Annotated in this window: 16 protein-coding genes; 3 read left to right on the plus strand and 13 right to left on the minus strand. The window is 46.6% G+C overall.

Features of this window, described 5'->3' with window-relative positions:
* Positions 1–2: 2 nt before the first annotated feature.
* The 6 genes from HH301_RS14185 to HH301_RS14210 form a co-directional block, all read right to left on the minus strand.
* On the minus strand, positions 3–1,709 hold the full coding sequence (locus tag HH301_RS14185) for a Na/Pi cotransporter family protein (RefSeq protein ID WP_169569686.1): 1,707 nt from the start codon (positions 1,707–1,709) through the stop codon (positions 3–5).
* A gap of 7 nt (positions 1,710–1,716) precedes the next feature.
* Positions 1,717–2,877 carry a 2-aminoethylphosphonate--pyruvate transaminase gene (locus tag HH301_RS14190; RefSeq protein WP_169569968.1) on the minus strand — a complete coding sequence of 387 codons (1,161 nt, stop codon included), beginning with the start codon at positions 2,875–2,877 and terminating at the stop codon, positions 1,717–1,719.
* Between the two features lie 133 nt (positions 2,878–3,010).
* Positions 3,011–4,396, minus strand: coding sequence for a (R)-1-hydroxy-2-aminoethylphosphonate ammonia-lyase (pbfA, locus tag HH301_RS14195; protein ID WP_169569687.1), 1,386 nt, complete (start codon positions 4,394–4,396; stop codon positions 3,011–3,013).
* On the minus strand, positions 4,396–6,096 hold the full coding sequence (locus HH301_RS14200; protein WP_169569688.1) for a putative 2-aminoethylphosphonate ABC transporter permease subunit: 1,701 nt from the start codon (positions 6,094–6,096) through the stop codon (positions 4,396–4,398). Before HH301_RS14200 ends, pbfA begins: the two co-directional genes overlap by 1 nt.
* A complete protein-coding gene (locus HH301_RS14205) occupies positions 6,093–7,199 on the minus strand; it encodes a putative 2-aminoethylphosphonate ABC transporter ATP-binding protein (RefSeq protein ID WP_169569969.1) in 1,107 nt (368 codons plus the stop codon). Before HH301_RS14205 ends, HH301_RS14200 begins: the two co-directional genes overlap by 4 nt.
* A 104-nt stretch (positions 7,200–7,303) precedes the next feature.
* Positions 7,304–8,272, minus strand: coding sequence for a putative 2-aminoethylphosphonate ABC transporter substrate-binding protein (locus HH301_RS14210; protein WP_420821190.1), 969 nt, complete (start codon positions 8,270–8,272; stop codon positions 7,304–7,306).
* Positions 8,273–8,690: 418 nt separating this feature from the next.
* On the opposite strand from HH301_RS14210, the gene HH301_RS14215 reads away from it, so the two are divergent.
* Both HH301_RS14215 and HH301_RS14220 read left to right on the plus strand, forming a co-directional pair.
* Positions 8,691–9,548, plus strand: coding sequence for a LysR substrate-binding domain-containing protein (locus tag HH301_RS14215; protein WP_169569690.1), 858 nt, complete (start codon positions 8,691–8,693; stop codon positions 9,546–9,548).
* Between the two features lie 29 nt (positions 9,549–9,577).
* Entirely contained in the window at positions 9,578–10,444 is an 867-nt protein-coding gene (locus tag HH301_RS14220) for a DMT family transporter (RefSeq protein ID WP_169569691.1), read from the plus strand.
* 53 nt (positions 10,445–10,497) lie between these two features.
* Here the strand turns inward: HH301_RS14220 and HH301_RS14225 are convergent, their stop codons facing one another.
* Positions 10,498–11,676: an iron-containing alcohol dehydrogenase gene (locus tag HH301_RS14225; protein ID WP_169569692.1), complete on the minus strand. Its 1,179-nt coding sequence runs from the start codon at positions 11,674–11,676 to the stop codon at positions 10,498–10,500.
* Positions 11,677–11,689: 13 nt separating this feature from the next.
* Positions 11,690–13,081 carry an aldehyde dehydrogenase family protein gene (locus HH301_RS14230; protein WP_169569693.1) on the minus strand — a complete coding sequence of 464 codons (1,392 nt, stop codon included), beginning with the start codon at positions 13,079–13,081 and terminating at the stop codon, positions 11,690–11,692.
* Between the two features lie 261 nt (positions 13,082–13,342).
* On the opposite strand from HH301_RS14230, the gene HH301_RS14235 reads away from it, so the two are divergent.
* Positions 13,343–14,101: a DeoR/GlpR family DNA-binding transcription regulator gene (locus tag HH301_RS14235; RefSeq protein ID WP_169569694.1), complete on the plus strand. Its 759-nt coding sequence runs from the start codon at positions 13,343–13,345 to the stop codon at positions 14,099–14,101.
* Between the two features lie 4 nt (positions 14,102–14,105).
* On the opposite strand, the gene HH301_RS14240 is transcribed toward HH301_RS14235, so the two are convergent.
* The 5 genes from HH301_RS14240 to HH301_RS14260 form a co-directional block, all read right to left on the minus strand.
* Positions 14,106–14,966: a type 1 glutamine amidotransferase gene (locus HH301_RS14240; RefSeq protein ID WP_206378345.1), complete on the minus strand. Its 861-nt coding sequence runs from the start codon at positions 14,964–14,966 to the stop codon at positions 14,106–14,108.
* 42 nt (positions 14,967–15,008) lie between these two features.
* Positions 15,009–15,863, minus strand: coding sequence for a TauD/TfdA dioxygenase family protein (locus HH301_RS14245; protein ID WP_169569695.1), 855 nt, complete (start codon positions 15,861–15,863; stop codon positions 15,009–15,011).
* 128 nt (positions 15,864–15,991) lie between these two features.
* On the minus strand, positions 15,992–17,446 hold the full coding sequence (gene pdxR, locus HH301_RS14250) for a MocR-like pyridoxine biosynthesis transcription factor PdxR (RefSeq protein WP_169569696.1): 1,455 nt from the start codon (positions 17,444–17,446) through the stop codon (positions 15,992–15,994).
* Positions 17,447–17,481: 35 nt separating this feature from the next.
* Positions 17,482–18,849, minus strand: a complete 1,368-nt coding sequence (locus HH301_RS14255) for a glutamine synthetase family protein (RefSeq protein ID WP_169569697.1) — start codon at positions 18,847–18,849, stop codon at positions 17,482–17,484.
* Between the two features lie 156 nt (positions 18,850–19,005).
* Entirely contained in the window at positions 19,006–21,246 is a 2,241-nt protein-coding gene (locus HH301_RS14260; RefSeq protein WP_169569698.1) for an ATP-binding protein, read from the minus strand.
* Positions 21,247–21,345: the final 99 nt, after the last annotated feature.

The raw sequence follows: 21,345 nt of genomic DNA on the forward strand, positions 1-21,345 counted from the left end.
CCTTAAAGCTTGTGTTCCGGTTTCAGCTTCTTCTTCGACTTGTCCTTCTTTTTTGTTTCATTTTTTTGAAGAGCTGACTTCTTTTTCTTCTCCTCTTTCGCAAGTACCGGATAGGCAACCGCCGTAATCATGGAATTAATCCGACGAAGATCACTTAACAAACCAAGATGCAGGCCACTGGACATTTCATCCATACCGGGACCCTGACGAAGCCTTTGAAGGTGTGAATTAACGGCTTTACGCTCCTTGTCTCTCAAAGCTTGCTTCCCAGACAGCAAATTTGTGGCTTGCCCGACTTCTTGAGTGAGGAAAACCGTGAAAGATAGCTTGAGATTGTTCAATAACATTTCAAAGAGTTTATGATGATCATCAATATCTTCTTTTGAGAAAACCACCTGATCGACCCGACTTCTCTCAAGAAGCTCGGCCATGTTCAAGACTACGATATTTCCAATATTTTCCATATTGGTCGTGAACGTCATGATCTCTGTACAGCGGGCTTCATCTTCCTCTTCCAGACTTTCCCGCCCAAGTTCAGTTAGATAGCTTTTGATGCCAGCGTTAAACTCTTTGATGCTCTCGTCCGCATCCCTAACCTTCTCTAGAAGCTGAGGGTCATTCTTCTCAAATGCCACCTGATAATTACGAAACATTTGTTCAACGACATCCCCAAGCCGCAAAGTATCACGGATTGCATTTGCAATCGCCAACTGAGGACTTTCAAGAGCTGCGCGGTCAAGGTGAATGGGTCCAGGCGCATTACTGTCAGTCAATGCCCGCTCAGGGGCGAGAATTTCAGTTAAACGGCCCATTGGTCCCGTAAAGAAAATAAAGAAGGCAGCTAAACCTAAATTAAAGAAGGTATGAAAATTCACTACCTGACGGGTGATATCTGGCGTGAGACGAGCCATCTCTGCCTGCACCAGAGTCAGGAAAGGAAGCACGACAATCACGGCAGTCAACCGGCAAATCAAATTGCCGAGTGGAGGACGTCTTGACGCAGCATCTGCATTCAACGTCGCAAGTAGCGGTGGAAGTGCTCCCCCAAGGTTTGCCCCCAAAATCATAGCAAACGCCACATCAAGCGGAATCCCGCCAGTTTTAACGAGAGTTAAAATGAACAAAACTGTCGCAAGACTGGAATGCGCCACGAAAGTCAGAAGTCCACCGATCAGTACCGTCATGACCGGCTCTCCACTTAAAGAGCTGAAGACAAACTGAGCGACCTCAGAGTCCCGAATTGGCTCAGAAGCGGCGACAAGCAGCTTTAACGCTGTCAGCATCATCCCCAGGCCGAGCATAATACGGCCCAAGTTCTTTGCACGCGTCGATTTTGCGGTTGAGTGGCGTATAAATCCAAGGAACAAAAGAACTGGAGCAAGCCAGGAAAGGTCAAAACTCAAAACCTGCGCAACCAGTGTTGTACCAACATCGGCGCCAAGCATGACAGCAATACCGGCCGAAGCCGCGACCATTCCGCGCCCTGCGAACGAAGCAGTCAGCAATGCTGTGGCGGTACTGCTTTGCAACAACATGGTGACCCCAAGGCCGCCAAGAAAAGAGTTAAACCGGTTCTTTAAACTGAAATTGAGAATTTTACCAAGTTCTCGCCCATAAGCTCTGGTGACGCCAGTATTTACCATTCTCAGGCCCCACAAAAGTAGGGCGACGCCACCAAACAGGCTTATCAGTACTGTTGTTGCATGCAATTTCGTTCTATTTCACTCCATCGGGAGGCCCAAATTCGGTTACTCCCATCACTGCACAGCTTTCTTCAACGGCTTTTAGCACGCCCTTCATAACAGTTGCGTCCAATGCACCGATGCACCCTACACGAAAGCTGTCAGCTACTGTCAGTTTGCCAGGGTATATGATAAACCCACGTGACTTGATTTCATTGTAAAACCGATTGAAGTCGAATTTGTGATCACGTGGACTAAAGAATGTCGTGATAATAGGCGATAACCATTCATCTTCCAAGAGGGTTTCGAAACCAATTCGACGCATACCCGAAACCAATATATCTCTATTCGAAACATAACGCGCGTTTCGCCCAGCGACACCTCCTTCTGCCTCATGCAGACGAAGAGCTTCCAAAAACGCGACAACAGTGTGGGTAGGTGGTGTAAAACGCCACTGTCCAGTTTTATTCATATAAGACCACTGATCATAAAGATCGAGGCTCAACGAATGACTGTTGCCTTCAGCCGCTTCAAGAGCAGCCTTCTTGGCAAGCACAAACCCAAATCCTGGAACACCTTCGATGCATTTGTTAGCAGAGGAGACCAGGGCTTCGAAGGGAATATCAGAGACATCAATAGGCAAAGCGCCAAAAGCACTCATGCTATCAACAATCAATTTGCGGCCCGCAGCCTGAACCACATCGGAAATGCCTTTTAAAGGGTTCAGAATACCGGAACTGGTTTCGCAATGGATGGCAACAACATGCGTTACGTCCTGATTTTCGCTCAGGATTGCTTCCACCTCTTCAGGCATTGGCGGTAGATAATCGCCCTTATCAAGCGCGATATAGTCCCGACCAATATATTCTAACGTCTTGGCAGCACGCCCGCCGTAAGCGCCATTCATCAGAACAAGAGCTTTTCCGTCTCTAGGAATGAACGATGCCAAGGCTGCCTCAACCGAGAAGGTCCCACTCCCTTGCATGGGAACACAATCGTATGTTCCCTCCCCCCCACACATCGCAATAAGACGACTACGAATTTCGGCAGTAACGGCCTTGAAATCATCATCCCAGGACCCCCAGTCTTTCAACATCGCAGCTTTAGTGGAGATTGCTGTTGTCAAAGGACCTGGTGTCAGCAGATAAGGCTCTTCCCCAACCTGAAAAGTCCCTTCAGATGTATGATATTCCATTTTCGTGATAGAATGACTGCTCATCCTACTGCTCCTTATTGCAGGCTATTTCTATAATCTGAAGCTATAAGGCGCCCATCCAACAAATAAGTCAAATTGCTATTTACGATCGATTTTATAAGTTTTGATGATATTAATAAGTGAGATCTCGAAGTCCATTTTCAATGACGTCCATGGCAAATTCCATCTCTTTCAAAGACGTCACCAAGGATGGGGTAAACGTCAGCACGTTACCCATTGTTGTCTTGAAACTAAGTCCAGCATCAAATGACTTATAAAGAATTTCTTCAGCTGTATCAGTTGCCGGATTTTTCGTTTCTTGATCAGTGACCAGTTCCATGCCCAACAGAAAACCGCGACCTCTTACATCCCCAACCACTGGAAATCTAGCCTTCATATCTTGCATCCGCTCAAGTGCATACACACCAACGGTTGCAGCATTCTCAACCAACCCTTCTTCTTCGATAATTTCAATAGTCGTTAAAGCTGCTCGGGTCGTAACCGGGTTTTTCTCGTGGGTATAATGTCCAATGGCATATTCACCTAAAACATCCAAATCTGGGTGGCACAAGGTTGCGGCGATTGGCAAGATCCCGCCGCCAAGAGCCTTCCCCATAACAAGAATATCAGGCACGACTTCATCATGATCACAGGCGAAGAAGCGTCCTGTTTTTCCAAGCCCTGTGGGGATCTCGTCAAAAATTAGGAGTGCACCTGCTTCATTACAGGCCTGCCGGACTTCCTTCCAAAAACCTGGCGGCGGTGTATAGGGTACAGCACGCGCCGGTTCCGCAATCACAGCAGCAACATTCCCTTCTTTTTCGAGCACGTAGCGAACCATGTTGGCGCAGGTCATTTTACATGTTGGCAGATCGGGCTCTCCCTGCGCATTGACTTCATATCCATAGGGGCAACGATAGCAGGCATATGGCGCAACATGTTCTGTTCCCGGAAGTAGTGGTCCGATCGCCTGCCCCCTAAAGAGCTGTTCCCCACCGATACTAGAAGCCCCAAAACCGGCTCCGTGAAACGCATCCCAAAAAGAGATTGTTTTAAAGCGCCCAGTCTTGGCCCGAGCTACTTTTAAAGCCATCTCAATCGCATCGGATCCACCCGTTGCATAAAGTACCTTGGATAGATCACCTGGAGATACCGCCGCCAGTTTTTCTGCCAACTCCACAGCAGGTTCACAAGTGAAACGCCGAGGCGCGAAAGGAAGGTCGTTCATTTGCCGGGTAATCGCCTCCTTCAACTTAGGATGGCCATATCCGATATGATGAACATTGTTACCATGAAAATCGAGAAGCTTACGTCCCTGACCATCATAGATGTAGGGACCTTCTGCTTTTGAAATCGTATTCAAACACGGGGTCGAAACGGACTGATGGAGAAAAGATTTGGCATCTCTTTCTAGCAGGGATTTAGAGGTTTCATCAATATTCTGTTCAGCCCACTCCCGACGTCGGGGAGATAAATTGACGTCCCCCTCTGATTGATGAGGACGCAAGGTTGAGGACATTACCGCTTCCTCCAAGCCTGTGTTCTCATCTGCAAGCCTCTCGACAAAATGGCGTGAAGGACTCGCACAGTCGCAGATGTGGCTACAATGACCATACACATGGCCGCAGCAGGTGCCACATCTCCTGCATCATCCATATTCAAGGCAGCGATTGAGGCCAGTGACGTATCAGATGAATAAAGGAAAATAACTGCGGAAACGGTCGTCATTGCGTTCACAAACAGATAAATCGACACATCAAGAACAGCTGGCAGACATACAGGGACCGTAACTCGAATAAAGGTTTTATAGAATGGCACCTTTAAAGAAGCGGAAACCGTCTCGAATTCCGGATCCATCTGTTTTAATGCCGTCATCGAAGTCAGATGACTAACTGTGTAAAAGTGAGCAATAGTCACAATTACCAGGATCGGCATCGTCCCGTAGATAAACCCGAGCGGATTATCCGGGTGATTGAAGAAGAAGATATATGCCAGGCCCAAAACCATCCCCGGAACCGCCATCGGGATCATGCACAGAAACTGGATTACTGACCGCATCAGGCTAAAACCTTTTGCTTTCTCAACCATATACGCGCCGGTAAAGATGATCACAGTTCCGAATATCGCACTATATGCGGCCATTTTCAGGGAATTATAAAAGGAGTCCCACCCTCCTCCATCCATGATGTCGAAGTTATAGTTATTGAGCGATAGCTCCAGATTATAAGGCCAGAAGGTGACAAAGGACGCGTAGCCTGCCATGCCAATAATCCCGATGATCATCACGCCAATGACACAACAATAGATAAAGAAAGCCGTATTCAACCAAAAATGTGGTTTCGGCTCATACGGAACGGCCCGCGCCGTCAGCATCGCCACCTGTTTTCGCTGAACGAAGCGATCCACCATAAACGCAACAATGGCTGGGATCAGCAACACAACACTTACAACTGCGCCCATTTCAAAATTCTGCTGACCGATAACCTGTTTATAGATGTCGGTCGCCAAAACGTTGAACTGCCCACCAATAACCTTCGGAATACCAAAATCAGTAATGACCAGTGTGAAGACAACAAAAATGGCACTAATTAGCCCATACTTGATCCCTGGAAGCGTAACCGTAAAAAAGGTCCGAATTCTTCCTGTTCGAAGAACGTCAGCTGCTTCATATAGACGGGCATCAGCAATTGAAAATGCTGCGATCAGGATCATCAATGCGTGCGGGAACGTGTAAAAGACCTCTCCCATCACGATACCGATTGGGCCGTAGATGCTGTAATCACCCAGTAAATCTTTCAAGACGCCTTGCCGGCCAAACAGATATACAAAGGATATGCCAGGAAGAAGTGATGGCGCTAGCAAGGGTAGCAACGCAATTCCCTTGAACATTCCTTTGAAGGGAATTGTTGATCTGGCTAATACAAAGGCAAAAACTGACGCCAGAGAGATCGTGATAATGGTGGATACGATAGCAATAAAGAAGCTATTCTCAATGCTGTTAAAAAGCGCAGGTGTAGAAAAATATTCAACATAGTTACTCAGCCCAATATAGCCGCCATCTTTGTTTTGAAAGCTTTTGGACAGCATGGCATAGAGCGGAAGTAACAAGGTGATAACCAGCCACACACCTATCCCAAGAATGAAAGCTCTCATCACCCAATCGTCGCGACTGAGCTTTGGCTTCACCTCTTCCGCTGAATATAAGGCTTGATCAGTCATGAGTTCGCCTCAGCCGGGAAAATATGAATACAATCTGACGGCACCGATATATAGGCCTCACCGCCTCGCTGAATATTATGATCCCTGACCAGATTGATGGAAAAATCAGCTAGAATTTCGGACGCACCATCACCATAGTCCAGTGTCGCCCGCCAGAAAGAGCCCAAGAACTCCATATCCTTAACTTCTACCCGCAGCGAGTTTTCAGTTTCTTCGCCAACGCCACGAACTACGATATCTTCCGGTCGAATACAGACGAGGATTTCAGAACCGTTTAATTTCTGACGCTCCTCCTCATTCAGGCTGAGTGTATAATCCCCCAGCTTGATATTTCTGTCTGGTCCCTTCGTTGCATTTAGGAAATTCATTGTACCGACAAATTCGGCAACGAACGCACTAGCCGGGTTTCTGTATATTTCTTCTGGCGTTCCAACTTGCTCAATAACGCCGTTATTCATAACAACAATTCGGTCGGCCATTGTCAGGGCCTCTTCCTGATCATGGGTCACCATAACTGTTGTAACCCCAAGGCGACGCTGCAATTCTTTCATTTCATGGCGCAAGTGTACCCGCACTTTCGCATCCAGCGCAGAAAGCGGTTCATCTAGCAGGAGAAGACCCGGTGACATCGCCAAAGCGCGCGCCAGCGCAACCCTCTGCTGCTGGCCACCTGAAAGCTGAGAAGGATATTTATCTCCCTGCTCAGGTAGACCCACGAGTTCAAGGAGCTCGGCTACTCTCTCCTTAATTTTCGATTTTCCGGTTTTGATATTAACCAGCCCATACCCCACATTGTCATTAACAGTTAGGTTGGGAAACAGGGCATAGGACTGAAACACGATCCCAAAATCCCGTTCTGATGCTGGTAAATTCGAAATTTCCTTACCAGCCTGAAAAACGGCCCCATGAGTCTGAATATCCAAACCGGCGATTGCCCTGAGCAATGTTGTTTTACCGCAACCGGAAGGTCCTAGGAAACAGACAAACTCACCCTCGTTCACATCCAGTGAAATATCTTTTAATGCCGTAAAACTGCCAAATTTTTTGGTGACATTGCGAACCTCAAGATAGGATCCGCCAACTGTGCCGGAATTTTCATTCATCATAAAACATGCTCTTTACTAAACGGCTGGGGAACCGCGATAAACATCTAAAAAAGGCCTTCGCCTGACACTCAAGCGAAGGCCTTGACCCTTTAAACCAAATCTTATTTGGCTTCAGATTTGGAATCGTAACGTTTCTGCCACTCAGCAAGGATCTGCTTCCGATTAGATGCAGCCCATTCAAAGTTATTGTCAATCATGGCTGACGCGATGTTTTCAGGGAAGAATTTCACTGGTTTCGCAACACCTGGATAAGCAACTACAGCATAACCTTCGTTATACATTTCGTTGGCTTTCTTGGTTACTGACCAGTCAGCAAGCTTCTTGGCTGCTTCCAGTTTCTTTGTGCCTTTAATGATAGCAGTTGCTTCCATGTCCCAACCGACACCTTCTGTAGGAACGATAATCTCCAAAGGCGCACCTTTAGCTTTGGATTTTGCACCACGGAATGCAAAGGAAACACCGATTGGAATTTCACCAGCAGCAGCCAGCTTACAAGGCTTGGAGCCGGAATGCGTGTAACGAGCGATGTTTTCATGCAGGGCATCCATATATGCCCAACCGTCTTTCTCACCGAAAAGTTGGAGCCAGGAAGACACATCCAGGAAACCTGTTCCTGAAGAGTTTGGATTAGGCATGATCACCTGGTTTTTATAAACAGGCTTTGTCAAATCCTTCCAGGACTTTGGCATCGGCAGGCCAGCCTTTTCCGCCTCTACTGTGTTGAAGCAGACAGATGCAACCCAAGCATCCATACCAGTCCATGTTGTTGGGTTTGCTTTATCCTTAAATTTAGGATCCAGCTTATCAACACCTGCAGGAGAATAACCTTCAAGCATGCCTTCCTGTTTAAGAAGCATCAGGCTTGTTGCTGCCAGGCCCCAAACGATATCAGCCTGTGGATTTTCTTTTTCGGCTAGAAGCTTTGCCGTGATAATTCCAGTAGAATCACGAACCCAGTTGATTTTAATATCCGGGTAGTCTTCGTTGAAGCGTTTCGCATATTTCTTAAGATCTTCTGCCTCAACCGCCGTGTAAACGGTCAATTCTTCAGCAGAAACTGCTGTTGCCATTGCAACTGTCCCAACTACTGCGCCAACGGCGCCCGCAATGATGGACTTCAAACGACTAGATCTCATGTGTGCATCCCCTTTGTATTGGCACATTTAAATCATCCAAACATAAATAAGCTTTGCGTTGCATTTACTCACAACCCGCTTTGTTGCTTGCCGGCTTATTCATGCTCGCAAACTGTTATGGTTTTATGACGACCTCCCAATTTTCAACTCCAAATCCGCTTATTTTTTGGGATTTTTTGGAATTGAAAAAGCATTTTACCAAAAAACTGCACAAAATCCACATCATAGCGAAATTAATTCACAAACTGCCGCATATGATCAGAAAACCTGGAATAATGCTTGACCCTGACGGTAACTCAAGAAATAGTATAATTCAAAGCTTTTTATTTTATGTCATATATAAGTTCTAGATATGTACTACTCCCAATTCAGGGCCTTTCATGCCGTTGCAACCCAAGGCGGCTTCTCAAAGGCAGCTGATCATCTTGGCCTTACTCAGCCGGCTGTCTCCGATCAAGTCAAGAAACTGGAAGAGCGCTTTAACGTCCTCCTATTTAACCGGCACAAAAGGACCGTCCAACTAACACCGCTAGGTCATCAACTGTTGGAAATCACCCAAAAATCCTTTCAGCTGGAAACACAAGCCATTGATCTTTTGAATGCCCATCAAAGTCTGGAAAAAGGTCACATCAATGTGGCTGCCGACACGCCTCTTCACATCATACCCCTAATTGGCAAATTTAAGAAAAGTTTTGGTGGTATTTCTGTCAGCCTTAGGATGGGTGTTGCTGATCAAATCATCGCCGGCCTCTTGGATTTTTCTTATGACATCGGGATCGTTGCAGACATGCCAAATGATCCAAGATTTCACGCCATAACACTGTGCGAAGATCCATTGGTCGCTTTTGTCGCTAAATCTCATCCGCTCGCGAAAACTGATACAATCACCTTAAAAGAGCTATCCGATTACCCGTTGATCATTCGTGAGCCTGGGTCTCGAACCCGCGATCACACAGAGGAAGAATTTAGGAATGCGGATCTGCACATGAACATCGTCATGGAAGTTCAAGGGCGGGAAGCTGCTCGCGAAGCTGTCGCGGCAGAAATCGGTGTTGGTATTGTGAGCGAGCCAGAGTTCGGACATGACAATCGTCTTAAAGCCCTCAAATTGACCGATTGCAAAGCCACTATGACGGAATCGCTTGTCTGCCTGAAAGAGAAAAAACCTCTAAAGCCAATAACTGCATTCTTTAATGTTCACAGCTCCTAGCTTCCTTCCCTCCATGAAAAGATCCTAACTTGCCTCTCTCTATCGCCATCCTTGTTCTTCTATCCGCTGGCTTGCATCCTTTATGGAATTTATTGATCAAAAAAGATCCAGAGCCAGAAGCCGCCTTTCTGACGCTAAGCCTTTTAGCTGCATTTGTTGGGCTTCTACATGGCTTGATTACAGGGGCTGACTTCTTTCTGACAGCGGACCAGTTTTTCTTTATCGCCATTTCAGTCACCGGGCAGTTGCTTTATAGCCTTTCACTTGTGGCAACACTCAAGCGGGGCGACCTCTCCGCCTATTACCCCATCATTCGGGCTTCACCTGTGTTTATTGTGGGCTTTAGCTTTTTCGTTTTAGGCAAAGTTTATGACTGGGAAGTCTTGGTCGGGATCGCTCTTGTTCTTTTTGGTGCGGTTCTTCTGCTATACCGGCGCGGTGTAAATATCTTCGCAGATTGGCGAATTTTTTTGCTAGCAGTTTTAGCCATGTGCGGAACGGGCATCTACTCGCTTTCCGATGCCCGCCTTATGAAGGAGATCGAACCGGCAGTTCTATTCTTCTGGGTACAAATACTCGTTTGGCCGTTTCTAGCAATTACTTACCGTTTGAACGGATACACGCTTCCTCAGTATTTTGGGGTAACCCGCATCATAAGAGCCCCAATGCTGCATCTCAAACTGATCTGTTGCCTTTATGGATCCTACTTACTCATTCTGATGGCTTATGAACAGGGTGGCGATGTCGCAGCGGTCACAACCGTGCGCCAAGCATCAATACCTCTTTCCGTCATTATTGGAGGATACTTTCTAAATGAAGGTGCAATTGCAAGGCGGCTTATTGCCTCTTTTGTCCTCAGCGTTGGGATTATTATCGTCATCTTCACCAGCACCTAAAAAAAGGGCCGGCAAAACCGGCCCTTTCAAGTTCATTCAATTATGAACAAATATTAGTCTAGCTTGCCACTAACAGCATTCAAGAAAACCTCTGTGTATTCTGCTGCTGTCAGCTGGATAGGATTGCCACCCGATGACGGATCTTCAACAGCCATTTTACCAACCAGTTCCGCTTTTTCATCCGAGATATTCAAAGCACTCAAATCATGAGGAATTCCAAGTTCTTTGCGAAGTTCAAGAATCCAGCCGAGGAAGCCATAAAAACTTGCATCAGCCAGGCCGAGATATGCGGCCAATCGGCTTAAGCGATCAGAAACGGCATCTTTATTTCGAACCAGAACATATGGCATCAGGATCGCATTCAACATTCCATGATGCGCATCATATAATGCCCCCAAAGGATGCGCGAGTGCGTGCATGCCTCCCAGTCCCCGTTGGAAAGCTGTTGCGCCCATTGTAGACGCTGCCATCATCTGGCTTCTGGCAACAAGATCAGTTCCATCCTTTGTCGCGGCAGGCAAATATTCCTTCACCAATCGGATACCCTCAATCGCTATCCCTTCCGCCATTGGATGGTAGAAAGGCGAGCAGTATGCCTCAAGATTATGTGAAAGAGCATCCATGCCCGTGGCAGCCGTAATATGAGGCGGGAGACCTACGGTTAATCCTGGATCAGCAACCACAATGCTTGGTAGCATCTTGGGATGAAAAATAATCTTCTTCACATGGTTTGCCATGTCAGTAATTACCGAAGCTCGGCCCACTTCTGATCCGGTTCCTGAGGTTGTTGGTACCGCAACAATCGGCGCGACACCTTCTGGCTTCACACGTGTCCAATTATCTCCAACATCCTCAAAATCAAATACAGAGCCATCCTGCCCCACCATCAGCGCAACGGCTTTGGCCGCATCCAGACCAGATCCACCGCCAAATGCGATAACGCCATCATGCCCACCGTCATGATAGACCTTTACACCTGCATCCACATTTTCACCAACCGGGTTGGGCTTCACCTCACTAAAGACCGCACATTTCAACCCTTCCGCTTCGCAAGATGCAACAGCATCCTGAACCATTGGCAATGAAGCCAATCCTGGATCAGTAATCAAGAGAGGGTTAGTCATCCCCAGTTCTTTACAAGCGGCCCCGATTTCTTTGGCGCGCCCAGCACCAAATCGAACCGCAGTTGGGTAGTTCCAGTTTCCGGTCAATTGGTTGATCGTCTCAGACATATAATTCAGACCCTTAAATAGTGTGTCGTAAGTGATAGGATTTTGGACGTGTCAGGCTTTCATAGCCGACGGAAGACAATGTACAACCTCGACCAGAATTTTTAACACCAGTCCATGCTAGTGCTGGATCCAGATAATCACAACGGTTCATAAACCAGGTTCCTGTTTCAATCTGATCTCCAATTTCAACGGCTTTATCTTCATCCATCGTCCAGATTGAAGCTGTCAGACCAAACTCACTGTCATTCATCAACCGGATTGCTTCCTCGTCGGAGGAAACTTTCATGATGCCAACAACTGGACCGAAGCTTTCTTCTGTCATAATGCGCATGCTGTGATCAACATCGACGACGACCTGAGGCGCAAGATAAGCTGTACCTTCTTTGTCAGCCGGGAAATTCGCTGGATCAATTAGCGCTTTCGCACCAGCCGCAACAGCGTCCTTTACCTGGCCACGAACAAAATCGGCTGCTTTTGCATTCACACAAGGCCCAAGAGTAGTCTCAGGATCCAGGGGAGAGCCAAGCTTGTAGTCATTAACTGTCTTCACTACCGCGTCGACAAAATCATCATACACATCTTCATGAACATAAATCCGCTCAATCCCACAGCAGGACTGACCAGAATTGAACATGGCACCATCCACAAGATTTTCGGCTGCAAACACAGGATCAATATCTGCGCGGACATATGCCGGATCCTTACCGCCAAGCTCAAGACCCACACCGATGAACTGACCAGAGGCAGCCGCCTCGATGGCTGCGCCACCAGGAACAGATCCTGTGAAGGCAACAAAATTGACACCGCCAGATTTAATCAAGTCAGCTGCGAAATCATGTGTTGCAACAACCAACTGGAAAAGATCTGCAGGCAGCCCTGCTTCCACAAACGCATCGCGCATTGTCTCGCCGCAAAGATGCGTCTGAGTTGCATGCTTTAAGATTACAGCATTTCCAGCCATCAACGCGGGTACAATAGAATTTACAGCAGTCATATAAGGGAAATTCCATGGGGCAATTGTAAAGACAACACCAAGGGCTTCCCGCTTAATATAACGTGTGAAATTCTCTTTTTCTTCGATCTCAACAGGCGCCAAAGCCTTTGCAGCAATCTCGATCATATATCGAGCCCGCTCTTCAAAACCGCCGACCTCTCCAGCGCCGTAGCGAATTGGACGACCCATCTGCCAAGCCAGTTCTTCAGAAATTTTGTCTTTTTTGGACACAAACACGTCGACACATTTGGTCAGGATTGCCGCACGTTCCGCCACTGATTTTTGAACCCATTCTTTTTGAGCAGCCTTCGCCTTCTGGATTAACTCTGGGATCTCATCTGAAGACATATAAGGTCTTTCCAGATACAGGCTCCCATCAACAGGCGTATAACATTTCAAACTCTCAGGCATACGTTCAATCCATCCGTTATCTTTGAGAAAAAAGGAGGAGCTGGGGTCACTCCGTTCAATTGCGGTATTTAGTCACTTTCAGGAGCCTATCTCAACCATTTTTTCAAACAGGTCCATAAGGAATACATAAAACACAACAGCAATCATCAATTTTCCAACAAAATCAGTGTTCCATTTTTGGAATTCCACATTTACACTTTCAATTCTCTCATCTCATGGTAGATTGGCTTCAGTCGTCCCCGCAAGATGAGTTGTTTTCCAATGATTAAACAGTCAAAACGCCAGTTAGAAATCATGAAGTTCCTGCAAGCTCGTAAGTCATGCAGTGTGATCGAACTGGCGGAAGCCTTGGATGTTTCTGACGAAACCATTCGGAGGGATATTCGCCATTTAGCCGCAACAGGAACTGTCGAGAAAATTCATGGCGGTGTAATGCTACCCCATAATTCTCATGAACCACCATTCATGAGCCGACTGCAGGAACAAAGAGACGAAAAACAACGAATTGCAAGGCGAGCTGCAACCCTGATCAAAGACGGCGATACCGTTCTTATCGATAATGGCAGCACATCCTGCTATGTCGCTAAAGAGTTGATCAATTACCGGAACCTCACAATTGTCACGAATTCGACCGAGGTCGCTCGGGAGCTTTGTTCTCGCAACAATAATCGGGTTTTTATGGCTGGTGGCGAAATACGCTCAGATGACAGCGCGGCTTACGGTCCAACGGCAGTTGAATTTGCTCGTCAGTTCATTGTGCAGAAAGCCATTCTATCCATGGGATCAGTGCAAGCTAAGCAAGGCTATCTAGACTTCGAATTGGCTGAAGCTGAATTCAAACGCGCAATCCTCCCGCAAGCTGGTCAGGTGATTGTCGTTGCTGATCACACAAAATACAATCGCCCCGGCACAGTAAAAGTCGCAGATTTCAATCAAGTGGATATCCTGATCTCAGATCAAGCACCTCCGAAGGATCTGGCGGACCAATTAAGTTCAACCGAAGTACTGATTGCTGACTGAGTTATCAGTTCAAGCGGGGATAGACTTTAGCTGCTAGCCAGTTTCGAAGTTCGAGATACCGGATATCTGTATTCAGGACGTCGTCATCAATCCCCAGCTGCCAGCGAAGATCTGACCGCTTAGGATCTTCGTGCAGAGCCTGCCATTTCCCAATAAAGCCTTCGGCCTCTTTGATGGAGGCAAAGTTCCCTTGCTCCGTCAATCCTTGCTTCCGCCAACGGCAGAGACTGGCGACTTCATGCAAATCATATTCAGGGTGATATTGTACCGCCCAGAAACTTCCGCCTTTATACGTCACATCAACAGCCTGAATACTGGTGAAGGCATTTGCGGCCAATATGGTTGCACCGCTTGGGACATGCGTAATCTCATCCTGATGACTGGTAAATCCATCAAAGACATTTGTCTTTCCGGCATACATGGGATGCCCTCGTCCGGCAGGTGTCAGCTCAATCTTTCGAGCGATCCCAAACTCACGGCCATTTGGATTTAAAGCACAATATCCACCTGCTGCTGTCACCGCCATTTGCGCTGCCCAGCAGCTTCCGAACATGGGGACCTTTGCCTCAAAAGCGGCCTGGGCAAAACGGATCTGACGGACAACGCGCGGATCCTGATCATCATGAATAGTCAGGCTGGAACCGGTCCAGACGATCCCGTCATAACCGCTCAATGCCTGACCAATAGGTAGCTCACAGTTTTCATCTGCAGGGTACATGACATGTGTTTCGCAATCCGGCTCACACTCAATCAGCCGGGCTGCATATAATTCACCAGCGAGCGTACCCCTATGGGCCGCCAGCTCTACACGGTGGTCTGCCGGATATCCATCCAGAACCAAGATTTTCATTTTCCGGCGCGCCATCCCTGTACCCCCAAACTAAACAACAAAAAAACTCGCTACTAGTTAGCTTGGACGGACATCACCGCCGATCGTGACCCGACGCATTAGACGCTTATATTGAACATAGTCGTTCATCGCATAATGCTGTGTGCAACGGTTATCCCACATGGCAATCGATTTATCTTCCCACCGGAAGCGACAAGCGAATTCAGGCTGTGTGGAGAAGTCGTATAGATACTTCAGAATTGGGGCACTTTCAGCTTCAGTCATGCCTTTGATCCGGATCGTGAACATTGGGTTCACAAAAATACTTTTCCGGCCAGAGACATCATGCGTACGGATAAGTGGATGCTCGACTTCTTCCTCGACGGCCTCCGAATACTTATACTTAAGCGAATGACGCCCTTCATATTTTTCTGCTGTTTTCCGAGGATCAAATGCAACTTTCGCAGAATGAATTGCCACAAGACCATCGAGCAATTCTTTCATACCATCTGACAGATGATCATAGGCTTTTTCCATACTAGCCCACATCGTGTCGCCACCAACAGGTGGAGTTTCAATACCGTATAGCATCGTAATCATGCTCGGCTTTTCAAAGAAAGTATTGTCTGTGTGCCAACCTGTCCCGAAGGAAGCGCCTTCGCCGGCCGGTTTTAAAACTTCAATCAATTCTGGATGCTTGTTGGAACCTTCAACAATTGGATGCACTTCCGGAGTTCCAAACCGACGCGCCACATCCAGCTGATTTTCAGGAGACAATTCCTGGTTGCGGAAGAAAATGACTGAATTTTCGACCAACGCGTCATGTACGTCCTGAAATTGTTCATCGGAAAGGGGTTTTGAAAAATCAACACCATGGACATGTGCACCTAGCGCGCTAGCCATTGGTTCCACTTCAATCGTTGTATATCCCATTGCAGACCTCTCTGACTAAATTAATTCTTCCGATGGATCATTCCCGGAACTTTCTTATGCTTACTAGGTAGATGAGAAGCTTTAATAACTATAGGTCCAGTTTCTGATATTAGCTCATACCAGAATAGTCATTTTCTCAACAGAGAGGATAAAATTTGAACTCCTTCCTCAATCCGATCTTCTGAAATTGACGAGAAACCAAGCCTAAAAAACCGCTCATTACCAACTGGTTCGAGGAAATGATTACTCCCCGGCTCGATCACTATACTTTCCTTTAAGGCACGCTCAGCTAACTCATGTGAGTTTAATTGTGAGTATCCTTCCAACCAGTAACTCGTCCCCCCAAAAGTTGGACGTTCACTCATCTCAGGAAGATACTGCTCCAGACTTCGGGCCATCACTTTTGACCGTTTTGCGTAAACCCTGTTCAGTTTACGGACATAAGCATCATGAAACCCCAAAGCGAGAAATAGAGAAGTCGTCCGCTGATTGTTGCTGGGAACATGGCGCATCATTAACCGCCGCAACGCCCTCATCTCCCTTATTAACTTGGCATCAGCAACCACATACCCCAAGCGCAAACCCGGGAACATAGACTTTGACAAGCTACCAAGGTATATCACCCGGCCATCAACATCTTCTGCCTTCAAGGCGGAGACGTCTTCCCCCAGATAATTCATCTCACACTCAAAATCATCCTCAATAATGATTTTGTCTTCCCGTGACGCAAGATCCATAAAGGCTCGTCGTCGCTCCATGCTCATACTCACCGTTGTCGGCGCATGGTGAGAGGGTGTTAAAAAGATGTAGTCAGACTGATAGGCGGCCTCCCCAAGGATCGCTCCTTGATCATCCAAAGTCGTGGGATAGAGATTGCCCCCATTTATTTGAAAGATATTCCTCGCATCTGGATATCCAGGTTCTTCAATAGCGACGTTAGCGCCCCCGCCCATCAGCAAGGCTGAGATCAGATATAGGCCGTTCTGGGCTCCGGCAGTAATCAAGATCTCATCATCTTTTGCAAATATCCCGCGCTTTGGTAAAAGCTTGGTTTTGATCTCGCTAACCAGTTGGGGATCATCTTCAGAAATCGCATCACTAGACCAGTTCCGCATGGAAAGCTCGCTCATCGCCTGACGTGAACATTCTCTCCATTGCGCTAGCGGAAAAAGGGCTGGATCTGGTTGCCCGTAAACAAAAGGATAGCGATATGATTGCCAGTTTAATGGCTTGGTTATATTCCGCTGTTCACTTGGCCTTAAATAAAATCGACTGGCCCAGTCAAGATTGGTTTTCGGTTTCTCACTGTCCGGCTTGAGAGGTGCGCTTGCTGTGATCAAAGGCAATTCGGGGCTTACTCGAAACCCAGAACGATTGGCAGAGACGATAAATCCATCTTCCACCAGTTTCTCATAGACCAAAACGACAGTCGTTCTGGAGATTTGATGTTTCTTTGCAAGGGATCGTGTGGAGGGCAACAAAGCACCAGCGCGGAGTTGCCCACCCAAAATGGAGGAGACAATGGCAGTTCGCAGTTGCTCTTGGATACTGATATTCGAATGCCGATCCAAGTTAAACAGCATGCACTACCCTGCCCCAGTTCCAGATATTTTTAAAATCAGATAATCTCGAAATACCGCTGTAGCTCCCAATCGGTAATTGCTTTTCGAAATTCCCGCTCTTCCCAATCACGAGTGATGGCGTAATGATCAACAAATTCATCGCCGAACAGCTCTCTTGCCGCCGCAGAATTTTTGAGCCGCTCAGCCGCTTCGCCCAAAGTTCTTGGCAAGGCAAGCTCTTCTGGGAATTCCTTATCATAGGCACTGCCCACAATACCTTCTGTCGGCTCAATCTTATTTTCAATTCCCCAAAGGCCAGATCCCAAAGCAGCTGCTACAGCTAGATAAGGGTTCATATCCGCTGCAGCTATCCGATACTCAACGCGCTGGGATTTTTCATTACCTGGAATAGCGCGCAAGGCACAAGTCCGGTTTTCAACACCCCAACTTGCTTCTGTTGGTGCCCAAAAACCTGGAATGAGACGGGTGTAACTATTAATCGTTGGCGAAACCATAGCCAGAAGTTCAGGCATAAGTTTTTGTTGGCCACCAATGAAATGGCGCATGGCATCGCTCATGTTTTCTGGCTTACCTGCTTCGTAAAACGCACTGGAGCCATCTTCCTTTTGCAGGGACATATGAATATGACCACTTTGCCCTGGATAATCCGGGGACCACTTGGCCATAAAGGTCGCCATCAATTCATTCTTTTGCGCCAGAATTTTGGTGAAAGTCTTAAAAAGTGCGCCTTTGTCAGCAGCTGCCAAAGCTTCATCATAGCCAATTGCTGCTTCCAGGACTCCAGGACCTGTTTCTGTGTGCAGACCTTCCAGTGGCATATCCATTATCAGGCAAAGTTCCAGAAGCTGCTCATAAAATTCTGACTCTGTTGAAGCCCGGAGCATGGAATAGCCAAAGAAACCAGGCGTGAAATTTTCAAGATCCTTGTAGTTCTTTTCACGAACAGATTTCGGTGTTTCATTGAATAGGAAAAATTCAAACTCACAGGCTGCCGTTGCCGCAAAACCCATATCATTGGCTTTCGCAATCATCCGCTTCAATGTTCCCCGTGGGCAAACTTTCTCTGCACGATCTCCAAATTCCAAAAGGAACAGAAGCATATTATCTTCCATCGGAATTTCGCGGCAGCTATCGATGACGACTTTTACTGTGGCGTCCGGATAACCGGTTTTCCAACCTGTGTAGCTTTCCCTGTCATAAAGCTGATCTTCTACATCCCAGCCTAGAACTACGTCACAAAATCCGAACCCTTTTTCAAGAATGCTATAAAATTTGGATTTGCTGAGATATTTGCCGCGCATAACGCCGTCAACATCAAACACGCCAACTTTTACGTATTCAAGCCCTCGTTCCTCAACGATAGCTTTTGCGTCTTCGATTGTTCTTACGTCTCTGGGTTCCATATGCCTCTACCTGTCGAAAATGGATTATCGAAATTTTATCGACAGAGTATCTGTTTATTTGAAAAGCTCAAGAATACAGTTGCAATTCAAACAAATAATTTGGCATCGGGCCCAATACCCACATTTTTTCAACAGAAAAACGTCATTTCTCCAAAATCACATATCGACGGCACGCGGCAGCTCTTTTGTCAGCTCTTCCTGGTCAGAGACGGCTTTACACTGGACAGGCAGGTTGATGATGACTGTCGTTCCCTGATCCAATTCACTTTCAATTTCTATTGTTCCCCCGTGAAGTTCCACAAGAGCACGCGTAATTGCAAGACCAAGACCCGTTCCTTCAAATCGTTTATTAAAGGCGTTTTCAACCTGTCGGAAGGGCTTATAGATTTCTTTGATCTGATCTTCTGGAATGCCAACACCATTATCCACAATCCTCAACGTGAACACGTCACCTGCCGCTTCGATAGTGACATCAATCTTGCAATCCAACTTTGTGAATTTGGCTGCATTTGTCATGATATTGAGGATAACCTGTCGAAACGATTTGGGGTCGACCTCGACAATCTTTAAGTCTGGGTCAGGAATAATCGTTACCTCAATCGACTTTCCAGGAAAACGTCCTTCAACAAGCCGCCTGCAAGTCTGTAATTCGCTGACCAATTCAAGAGGTTCAGGATAAATCCGATAAGTACCGGATTCCGTTTTTGCCACATCCAAAATTTCGTTAATCAAACTCAGAAGATGCCGTGCACTAACATTGATATCTTCGACATAGTCCACATATTTTTGCGACCCAACAGGCCCGAAAATGTTTTGCTTGATGATATCCGAAAAGCCAATTATCGCATTCAAGGGTGTTCGAAGTTCATGGCTCATATTTGCAAGAAATTCTGTCTTCGCAATATTCGCCTTTTCCGCCATATTCTTGGCCCTGCGGAGCTCCAGCTCAACTTCTTTTTGCGCATGTGTATCAAGGATCAGAGCGATCATATTCACCAGGCTTCGCGCAAACCTTCTTTTTTCTTCTGACCAATCAAAATCAGGGTTCCAGCTGGCAAAATGAACAAAACCCTCAACGACCCCTCTGCGAAACACAGGAACCAAATGCACAGAAACAGGATCTGATGATCCCAGCCACAATTCTGCAGCTTTTTTCAATAAAGTGTCTTCTAGAATATTACTGGTAGTATATCCGCGGCGTTCCTCAAAAACAGTTTCCAATTCTGGGAAATCTGTAAGGGGAATTCCAACTCCTTTTTGTTGCGCGTGCGTAGTCTGCCCATAGACAGACATGCAAACCATCTGGCGTGGCTCCTCAATCAATTCCCAGACGCCAACCTGATCAACAAGCAAATTCCTTACGGCACTCCCCGCAATTTGCTCAAAAGCCAGGTCTATCGACATTTCATACAAGGACTCTCCGCGCCCCAACTCAGAAATTGCACGTTCATATTCGAGCAATGTCTTTCGCTCTGCTTTATACTCATTAATTCCTGAATCGAGTTCCCTGGTTAGTTTGACAGCCTTGTATCCGATAAAAAGGGTCAGCAACAAAAGACCCACCAAGATTAGAGAAACATTCTTAAATACAGAATTGACGAGCTCTTCCGTGTGCAAAGTTGGTTTCCACTCAAGCCACCCTAGAATGCGACCATCTGATCCATTTATGGGCAGGTACCCGAATTTTTCTTTCGGCTCTTCCACCTCATTTCTAATTGTAAGTTCAGGAATATTAAACTGCTCAGATAGTTCTATGAGAAATGGCCCCTTGATAGCCTTCGACAGGATCAGCATATTTTGCAACGCTGTCGCTTTGTCCCCTTCATCATCTGAAAGGTCTACATAATCACTTTGAAGAACGGCACCGACGACCAGATGAACTGCGCCATCCGCGTCTTTCATGAATACACTACCAACGCTCTCGGAAACTTCAGGCTGAAAACCAGATTTAACAATATTGAGGAAGGAGCTTATTCCCGGAAATCGATCTTCGATTTGCGTATCGACAGCTTCACCATCCTCGGCAGCATAAGTTGTCTTTCCATCGCGATCGACGACATAACTACCGGACAATTCATGATAGTCTGTTAAATAAACACCAGTGTTATCATCTGCCCAGCTCTTATTTGGTTTTAAGACCAAATTAATGACTGCAGCGTCCCAGTAAGTGTGATCAAACACGATATCCCTGAGATGGTTTTCCTGATTTTTCAGCAACGCGCTGACCAAATCGATAGAGGTATCTATCTCGACCCTATCCTGAGTTTCGGCACTCTTAACAATTGCGTAGACAAGAACAGAGCACGCCAAAATTACAAATAGGGATACTGGGAAAACAAGTTCTCTAATTCTATTTTTTAGGCGGGATTGAGCAGTAATTAGATAATTTTCAAGCATTTACTTATCAATAGTTATTCAGGCTGCCGAACCAGATTTCTAATACCAAGCCTGATAATAGAAAAGACAACGAGATTTTATGCCAAAAAATATTCACAA

Origin of the sequence: Sneathiella limimaris (assembly GCF_012932565.1) — a bacterium.
Taxonomy (GTDB): Bacteria; Pseudomonadota; Alphaproteobacteria; order Sneathiellales; family Sneathiellaceae; genus Sneathiella; species Sneathiella limimaris.